The sequence below is a fragment of the Actinomadura monticuli genome (assembly GCF_041463655.1).
Classification (GTDB): Bacteria; Actinomycetota; Actinomycetes; order Streptosporangiales; family Streptosporangiaceae; genus Spirillospora; species Spirillospora monticuli.
In genome coordinates, this window is record NZ_JAXCEI010000036.1 from 1 (window position 1) to 8359 (window position 8359).

Annotated in this window: 13 protein-coding genes; 10 read left to right on the plus strand and 3 right to left on the minus strand. The window is 41.9% G+C overall.

Annotated elements, in window-relative coordinates; translation table 11 throughout:
- The 4 genes from SM611_RS37365 to SM611_RS37380 all read left to right on the plus strand — a co-directional run.
- Positions 1-300: hypothetical protein (locus tag SM611_RS37365; RefSeq protein ID WP_371955145.1), on the plus strand; the 300-nt coding region annotated here is incomplete at its 5' end.
- A 2-nt stretch (positions 301-302) separates the two neighbouring features.
- Entirely contained in the window at positions 303-644 is a 342-nt protein-coding gene (locus SM611_RS37370; protein ID WP_080330447.1) for a minor coat protein, read from the plus strand.
- Positions 644-1705 carry a zonular occludens toxin domain-containing protein gene (locus SM611_RS37375; protein ID WP_137370604.1) on the plus strand — a complete coding sequence of 354 codons (1062 nt, stop codon included), beginning with the start codon at positions 644-646 and terminating at the stop codon, positions 1703-1705. Before SM611_RS37370 ends, SM611_RS37375 begins: the two co-directional genes overlap by 1 nt.
- On the plus strand, positions 1686-2975 hold the full coding sequence (locus SM611_RS37380) for a secretin GspD/PilQ domain-containing protein (RefSeq protein WP_080330449.1): 1290 nt from the start codon (positions 1686-1688) through the stop codon (positions 2973-2975). The genes SM611_RS37375 and SM611_RS37380 overlap by 20 nt, the downstream gene beginning before the upstream one ends.
- Positions 2976-3304: 329 nt before the next feature.
- On the opposite strand, the gene SM611_RS37385 is transcribed toward SM611_RS37380, so the two are convergent.
- The 3 genes from SM611_RS37385 to SM611_RS37395 all read right to left on the minus strand — a co-directional run bounded on the left by SM611_RS37385 (position 3305) and on the right by SM611_RS37395 (position 4732).
- On the minus strand, positions 3305-3565 hold the full coding sequence (locus SM611_RS37385; RefSeq protein ID WP_371955146.1) for a hypothetical protein: 261 nt from the start codon (positions 3563-3565) through the stop codon (positions 3305-3307).
- Between the two features lie 533 nt (positions 3566-4098).
- Complete coding sequence (locus tag SM611_RS37390) at positions 4099-4455, minus strand: hypothetical protein (protein WP_080330024.1); 357 nt, start codon at positions 4453-4455, stop codon at positions 4099-4101.
- Between the two features lie 91 nt (positions 4456-4546).
- Positions 4547-4732, minus strand: coding sequence for a hypothetical protein (locus SM611_RS37395; RefSeq protein ID WP_371955147.1), 186 nt, complete (start codon positions 4730-4732; stop codon positions 4547-4549).
- Positions 4733-4897: 165 nt separating this feature from the next.
- Between SM611_RS37395 and SM611_RS37400 the strand changes: the two genes are divergently transcribed.
- From SM611_RS37400 to SM611_RS37425, 6 genes are all read left to right on the plus strand, one after another.
- Positions 4898-5095: a hypothetical protein gene (locus SM611_RS37400; RefSeq protein WP_080330022.1), complete on the plus strand. Its 198-nt coding sequence runs from the start codon at positions 4898-4900 to the stop codon at positions 5093-5095.
- Entirely contained in the window at positions 5086-6258 is a 1173-nt protein-coding gene (locus tag SM611_RS37405) for a replication initiation factor domain-containing protein (protein WP_170975144.1), read from the plus strand. The genes SM611_RS37400 and SM611_RS37405 overlap by 10 nt, the downstream gene beginning before the upstream one ends.
- 12 nt (positions 6259-6270) lie before the next feature.
- Complete coding sequence (locus SM611_RS37410) at positions 6271-6609, plus strand: hypothetical protein (protein ID WP_080330020.1); 339 nt, start codon at positions 6271-6273, stop codon at positions 6607-6609.
- 41 nt (positions 6610-6650) lie between these two features.
- Positions 6651-6749 (plus strand): tail virion protein G7P-2, encoded by a 99-nt coding sequence (locus SM611_RS37415; RefSeq protein ID WP_015979771.1) that lies wholly within the window; start codon positions 6651-6653, stop codon positions 6747-6749.
- Between the two features lie 91 nt (positions 6750-6840).
- The gene (locus tag SM611_RS37420) at positions 6841-7065 is read left to right on the plus strand and encodes a major coat protein (RefSeq protein WP_080330019.1); all 225 of its coding nucleotides are present in this window, start codon (positions 6841-6843) and stop codon (positions 7063-7065) included.
- A gap of 67 nt (positions 7066-7132) precedes the next feature.
- A partial coding sequence (locus SM611_RS37425; protein ID WP_371955148.1) for a phage attachment proteinphage attachment protein, G3P family occupies positions 7133-8359 on the plus strand: 1227 nt, incomplete at its 3' end.

The following is an 8359-nucleotide window of genomic DNA, read 5'->3' on the forward strand; positions in this document are numbered from 1 at the left end:
GGCAACGGGTCAGCTATTTCTGGTGAGTTTGCAGGTTCATCATCTGCGATGAATGCAATTGGTGAGGGTGATAAATCTCCTCTGCTGGACTCATTTCTGAAAGACGGATTATTTCCGACCTTACCTGAATTTAAACAATGTACGCCATTTGTATTTGCTCCCGGCAAAGAGTACGAGTTTATTATTGAGTGCAAATACATTGATATGTTTAAAGGTATTTTTGCTTTCATATTATATTTCTGGACGTTCGTTACTGTTTACGATTCTTTTTCTGGAATATTACGTAAGGGAAGGGGGTAACTATGCCAGCTTTTCTTGGGCTTCCTGTTCTGGCAAGATTTATTGGATGGCTTGCAGGTGCTCTTATTGCATATGCTGCCAAGTTTTTTACATTGGGTATTGCCAGAATAGCACTTGCAATTTCGCTATTCCTTGGTCTCATTATCGGTCTGAATGGATTGTTAGTTTCCTATCTCTCAGATCTTACTTCTGTATTACCGCCTGAAATTGCCAGTGCAATTTCTTATGTTGTTCCTGCTAATGCAGCACCATGTTTGTATGCGATTTTTTCGCTTAAAGCAGCAGTTTTTATTTTTGACGTTAAAGACAGAATTATAGGATACCTTGACTGGAATAAATCATAATGGCTGTATATGTCGTAACGGGAAAGCTTGGTGCAGGTAAAACACTGGTCGCTGTCGGTAAAATCCAGGACAAAATTGTTTCTGGTTGCAGGGTGGCAACGAATCTCGACTTGAGCATTCATAAGTTACCGAGAGTGGGAATATTTGCAAAGTCACCGGATGTTATACGGATACCTGATAAACCCTCACTGGAGGATTTACTGGCAATCGGGAGAGGCAATAATTCCTATGATGAAAATAAAAATGGATTATTGGTTCTTGATGAATGTGGAACATGGTTTAACTCACGCTCATGGGCTGATAAAGAAAGACAGTCCGTAATTAATTGGTTTTTACATGCCAGAAAACTGGGCTGGGATATTATTTTTCTTATTCAGGATTTATCCATCATGGATAAACAAGCTCGTGTGGCACTGGCCGAGCATGTTGTTTATTGCAGACGCCTCGATAAAATCACAATCCCATTCATTGGCTCAATTTATAGTGTAATAACGGGTTCAAAACTTCCGCTGCCAAAAGTACATGTCGGAATTGTTAAATATGGTGACTCTCCTCAGTCAATGACTGTAGAACGCTGGACTTATACGGGGCGAGATCTGTATGCCGCTTATGATACCAAACAGGCATTTTCAGACGCTTATGAGCATTCATCATTCTCATACCTGACACCATATCTTTCACATGGCAGGTATGCCGTAAAGAGGGACGCTACATTTTATATGAGACTTTCCAGAATCTATTTAAAGAAATATTCAAGAGTATTGTGCCTGTTTTGTGGTTTTGTATCAGCATTCGCATACCTCAGTCTGTCCAGACCGGAAGCGACAACTCAGATAAAACCAGCATCGCCGCAGATTATCACATCCCGTTATAAACCATCAGATTTGAAAATAACAACATCGTATCGAATGGGAAATACGGTTGGTTTTGAGTTTATGGATGCTAAGAAGCAAAAAATCGCATCTGACGATCTAATTAAAGACGGTTTCCGCATGGTCTATATAGCACCTTGCGCGGTAGAGCTTATTAAGGATGGGAAACATGAAAAAGTTACTTGCTAGTTTGCTTTGTGCATTGTCATTTCAGAGCTTTGCTATCCCTGTCGAACTGAATAACGCGCCAGTCAGGGAGTTTGTTTCATGGTATTCAAAAACAACCGGAAAGCCTGTGATTATTTCACCGGACGTAAAAGGGGAAATTACAGTTTACTCAGCGGATGTCACCAAGGATGAACTGTCTCAGTTTTTTACGTCGGTTCTCCGGGCGAACGGTTTTGACCTCAGTCCGGGTAATCCTGCTGTGGTTCAAAAGTTTAACCGTGATACGTATGAATATTCCGATTCATTCTCAGAGCCGGTTCCGGCATCCTCTTATGAGGGGGATGTTCCTCCTCCAACTGGAGACTTTTTCACTAAATCTGAGATGCGCGCCAATTTGATTACTCAGACGTATCCGGTCAATAACGTCAGAGCAAAGGATCTCGCACCAGTTATTGATATATTCCTGAAGGGGGAAAATATTGCAGGTACTAAAGTTTATCCTTTTGATGGGGCGAATATTCTTGCTGTAACGGCATCAGCATCACAACATAAAGAACTTGCAGCATTTTTTCCCTCTGTTGATGTGCCAAGAACGCAGGTTCTTGTTGAATCAGTCATTTTTGAAACAACGGCTTCCGATGGTTTTGATTTCTCCTTTGCAGCGGGAGATCCTTCCGGCAGTCCGGTGGCGGGAGGAATCAATACTGATCGCCTCACGTCTGTTTTATCCAGCACTGGCGGCTCCTTTGGTATTTTTAACGGCAACATTCTGGGGCTTAGCCTGAAAGCGCTTGAAACATCGAGCAAATCAACGCTTTTATCAATGCCGCGCATCCTGACTATGTCAGGCCAGCCAGGAACATTTACGGCAGGGCAAAATGTTCCATTTGTTACGGGACGGGTCACGGGAGAAGCTGCAAATGTTAATAATCCATTTCAGACGATCGAGCGTCATGATGTGGGGATCTCATTGAAGGTTGTTCCGGTCGTGACACCCGGAGGATTGTTAATCATGGATGTTTCAACAAATGCGGACAGTATTTCTGATTCGCAAACGGCTTCCGACATCATCACAAATACACGCTCAATTTCGACAACCGTTCAGCTAAAATCCGGCCAGACAGTTCTGCTCGGCGGGATGGTGGATAACAGGGAAAGCGACAGTGATTCATCTGTACCGTGGGTATCGAAAATTCCCTTAATTGGTGCGCTCTTCACGTCCAAAAGCTCAAATGCAAACAAGCGCACGCTGTACATTCTCATTCGCGCCCGCGTCGTTAACCTGCTTTAATCCCGGATCACCGGCGTTCTCCCTGCGCAGCGGGGGGAACGTTGGTGAGAAGGGCGCTCAGACAGGAAAGTCCCCCCGTGCATATCAGGTGGAACAAATCGCCGCTTATCTCTTATTTAATTATCGGCAGGCGGAACAAATCACCGTGCAACATTCCTGACTCAAAGGTGGGGAGCTATGCCGTTAAGGCATGGCAATAAATTAGTAACCTAATAACCAATTGATAATATTATGTTTTTACAACCTTTTAAACTTGAAAGGTGGGGTGTTATGCCGTGGAACATAAGGAGAGGCAAAAATCAGGGGGGGGAACAAATCGCCGCTTTCAGCTAATCAAGTGGATAGTTTTTTGCCTCATACTGCATAATCAGCGTAGACAGTTCATCCAGTTTTCTGGCTTCCTCAGAACCATCCGGCGGGTCGAGATCGTAAAGCGGTGAGACTTCTTTTAGAGCAGCGTAATATTCCTGTTCATTTTTTATCATGACGGAAGCGTTCCTTATGCTGATGGCAAGACGCCAGTTTATCGCATGCGAAAAAAATTTCTTTTCAGAGCAGTAGTAAACAACCGTGAACCCTGACATGCCCACGAAACCCGGACTCATTTTGCGGTAAGAGACAAGTAAGGTGCATGAGCCATTGCATAACCGCAGAGCTTGTCCGTCCTATAACATCGCAGACGATTTGTCGTGTGTAACTGGTGAGGAAACAGTACGACCATCCGCTTTGCATAATTGCTTACGACTGCATGACGATAATAGGACAGAAGCAATTGTGGCTGCAAAGGCTTTGGCGTTCATGTTTTTAACGGTAACTCCGGGAAGTGACAAAACTTGTTTTGGTGCTGACCGGGGTTGGCCAAGCCGCGCAGCCATTGATTATAGGTTTGGGGCTAATCCGGCGCGGCAGCTTCACCAGAGCCGTCCTGACGGACGATGACCTGATGGCTGGGTTTTCCTGTGCCAGAATGCTGGATTCTCTCTTACGCCTTACTGGTGCGCATAATGTATGACGTTATGTTACAAAAGGGTTCTGAGCCATTCCGGTAGAATGGGGTTGGGTTTACCGGAATGGCGAGGGTTCGTCTTTACACATAGCGTGCATTATGCGCACCAGTGTTTCTTTATGAGTATGTTATAGAGATTGTGCCATCATCTAATATTTGTAGTTCAATATCGGACTTTACAAATTTCTCTCTAGTAAGCCCGCCAAAGGTTGATTGTACTAACCAAATCGTATGGATTAAATTGAATGTGGAATATTCTATTTTTTCCTCATCCACTTGATTTTTAATTGTTTTTATTAATTCACTAGCGAAGATAGGCAGGCCATCGAATGCCCATTTTGCGCCTTTCTCTTTTATAAGAGCTAGTTTTTTCTCGTCTTTTGCTTCTGCGATAATAGCTAATTTATTAACATCATACTTACTTTCAAAAAACAAAATCCCATTTTCATCAAAAATTTTGGTATGCACTGTCATTTTTATTTAGCCTAAATTGATTTAGTCGGCATCCCCCGTCCTGTAAAACGGGGGTAGTCTCAGGATAACTACGGGCTTTCAGCCAGCATAGCTAACTATTTTTGACCTTAAACGTTAATTCACCTTTTTCGTTTACATCTATCTCATTCATTTTATTTTCGATTAAAAAATGCACTAAATCAGACTCTTTATAAATGATGTTTATTCCATTCATAATGTTTTTCTTAGTGAGTTCATACGAAAGAACTCCTAAATCGATAGACTCAGAATCCTTCAATCGTATTGTTTTAATTAGATTTTTCTTCATTTCGGCTATCTCTGTATCTGTTTTGATTAATCATATTACATGTATACATATTTTCAATTACTAGTTGACAGGTAATCCGTTACAGGTGTACTTTTCTACTAAATGTAATTAGTAATGCGTATACATGGTGCTTTTATGAACATCATCTACTTCGACTACATACCAGATTTTGGAGTCAATGCTAGCATCGGCGGGGAATGGGACTTTTACCGCTCCTTTGATGAGCTGGTAGATGAATGTTTTTGCTTCTATGGTGATGATTTTCTTTTAGTTTCTGTCGTTCTGCATTCTGATTCTTTCGTGGGTTACAGGGAGTCACTGACATGCAACTGACGGAAAGAAATGTAAAAATTGACTATCTTGCATTTACCATGCCTTTCTGTTCCCTCAAATCGTTGGAAACGTACCCGCATGGGCTAAATGAATGGCGCAAGTACGGAATTTATCCAACATTTCATAACCATGTATCTCATAAGGATGCTTTTTTTACCGATGTGATTAAAGGTGGTAAATGGTGTCCGTCCGACGATGAACTAAACGAACAGGTTCAAAGCTACACGACTGATTCAAAAGGTGAACTTGAGCAAAAAATAAATGACCTGAATAGGGAGATTTATTTAGCGCGTATGCATCGTCTTAAATTGTGGTTGTCCGCTGTCTTTGGGCTTCATCTTGGGCCAGAACGGGACAGAGGAGGCTATAACTATGACCGTTCAGCGCCTCTGTATTCAGTTGATGGCGGTTATGAGCATCTTGGAATGGTGTTTTGGGGTGGAAATAACGACACGATCTATATTCAGATCAGCGGTGAAGGGTGTACTCATGTTTTTAATGGCACGTCACCACATGAAATTTATAACTGGCTCAATCATCTTGATGTAACGATGTTGAAACGTATAGATCTTGCTGTTGATGATTTTGACGGTGTATTTACTGTTTCTGCTGCCATGCGGGATCATAAATGTGAGGCTTTTTATGGCGGTAAAGGCCCGAAGCCGGGTCTTGGCATTTCTCACAAATATCATGGTGATGGATCGTTACAGCAGGAAATGATTACTGTTGGTTCTCGTGAATCTCGTGTTTATTGGCGTATTTATAACAAAGCGCTTGAACAGAAAGTTGATGATGTCTGGCATCGTTCAGAAGCTGAACTTAAAGGCTTTCCGCTTGAGATACTACTGAACATAGAAGGGATTTTTACTGGTCTTTGTGAATACGCGCAACAGATCAATCCAGCCAGACCTAAAACACTTCAGCGTTCTGGAATTGTCCGGCTGGCGATTAACAGTTTTGAATCTGATGTTCGTTGGCTTCGCAAGCAGGCATCGAAAACCATTGCCAGAATTTTCCATCAACTTGGCAATGATTATGAAGCTGTCTTTTCTTCCATTGTTCGCAAAGAGCATATGGATGACCTGACGCTTAAATTCAGGACGCCAGATATTTACCAAAATATAGTGGCTCAAAAATTCTACAACCGTGAATGTGCATTCTAATAGAGGTTATTTATGGAACAGGAAACACTCAAAGTATTTTTTGTACAGTTTGGCACAATGAAAAATGATAAAACAAATGAAGATTTTAATTGGGGTAATGCGCAGGCATTATCTACTGAATTTGAATCAACGAATAGCTCATGTGGCTTTGCTCCGGCAAAAGTGAAAATTACACCAGATAATCGTCATGCTGTTTGCCTGAAAATGCGTGATGACCTGGAGAGTGCTTATAAATCTGGAAAGCCTTTTCTTGAAATTATACCGTCATATGGGCTTAAGGCATCTAAAGGTGTCATGATTCCTGTGATTGTTGATTACAAAATTGTTGGAAAGATAGATTTGAAGGGGTGATTTATTCCATCTGTTAATGTCACTTAGGTTTTTTGGGATATATGTCTGCTACAGACTTCGATTCTCTTTATCAATTAATATTTAATGCGGGGCTTGTTATTTGCTTTGGCCTTGGCGTTATTAGTGGTGGTCAAAGATGAGTGTACTATCTTACTTCTTTGCTGCTTATTGTGTTGGATGGGTTATATCCCATTCTATTCTGGTGTTTAAAAAACTATCTGAGGTTTCAATATGAAAAAATCAGTCGTTGCAAAAATCATTGCTGGCTCAACTCTGGTTATTGGTTCATCTGCCTTTGCAGCAGAGGATGCAACCAGTCAGGCTAAAGCTGCTTTTGATTCTTTAACCGCTCAGGCAACCGAAATGTCCGGGTACGCATGGGCGCTTGTTGTTCTTGTTGTTGGTGCAACGGTGGGAATTAAACTGTTTAAGAAATTTGTAAGCCGCGCATCTTAATTCAATATCCTTTCGCTCCAACCATTTATTTGGGTGGCATCTGCCACCCTTTATTCAGGTAGCATAAATGAAGAAAATAATTATTGCTTTATTTTTTGCTCCTTTCTTTACCCATGCAACTACAGACGCTGAATGTTTAAATAAACCCGCATTTGATGGCACATTAAGTAATGTCTGGAAAGAAGGAGACTCACGTTATGCAAATTTTGAAAACTGCATTTACGAACTTTCGGGTATTGGTATCGGTTATGATAATGATACTTCGTGGAATGGGCACTGGACGCCTGTTCGTTCTGCTGATGGCTCTGGCAATGGTGGTGATGATAATTCATCTGGCGGGGGTAGTAATGGAGACTCAGGAAACAATTCTACGCCAGATACAGTAACACCAGGGCAGACTGTAAATTTACCGTCTGACTTATCTGCTCTGAGCGTTCCTTCTAATGTGGTTAAATCTGACTCAATAGGTTCTCAGTTTTCGCTTTATACAAATGCCAATTGCACAATGTGCTCAGGGTATTATCTGTCTAACAATGCTGATTCAATTGCCATTGCTAGCATTATGGAAACGGTAAAGTATGATTATAACCAGCCTGATATGTGGTTTGAGCAAACCGACAGTGACGGCAATCATGTTAAAATACTACAGAACAGTTATAAGGCTGTTTCTTATAATATCGAATCAAAACAGTCGGACGTGAATAACCCGACATACATTAGTTATTCTTATTCCGTTAATGTAAAGCAGGTTTCCTATGACACATCAAACGTCTGCATAATGAACTGGGAAACTTTTCAGAATAAGTGTGATGCCTCACGTGCTGTTTTGATAACTGATACGGTTACGCCATCTTATTCCAGAAATATAACAATACAGTCGAATATTAATTATCAGGGTGGCAATGGGTCAGGCGGGTCAGGCGGGTCAGGCGGGTCAGGCGGGTCAGGCGGGTCAGGCGGGTCAGGCAATGATGGTGGCGGAACCGGGAATAATGGCAACGGAACCGGTGATTTTGATTACGTCAAAATGGCAAATGCCAATAAAGATGCACTGACTGAATCATTTGACTTGTCAGCTTTACAGGCCGATACAGGGGCATCTCTTGATGGTTCTGTACAGGGAACGCTGGATTCTTTAAGCGGATTTTCCGACAGCATTGGTGGGCTTGTTGGCAACGGGTCAGCTATTTCTGGTGAGTTTGCAGGTTCATCATCTGCGATGAATGCAATTGGTGAGGGTGATAAATCTCCTCTGCTGGACTCATTTCTGAAAGACGGATTATTTCCGACCTTA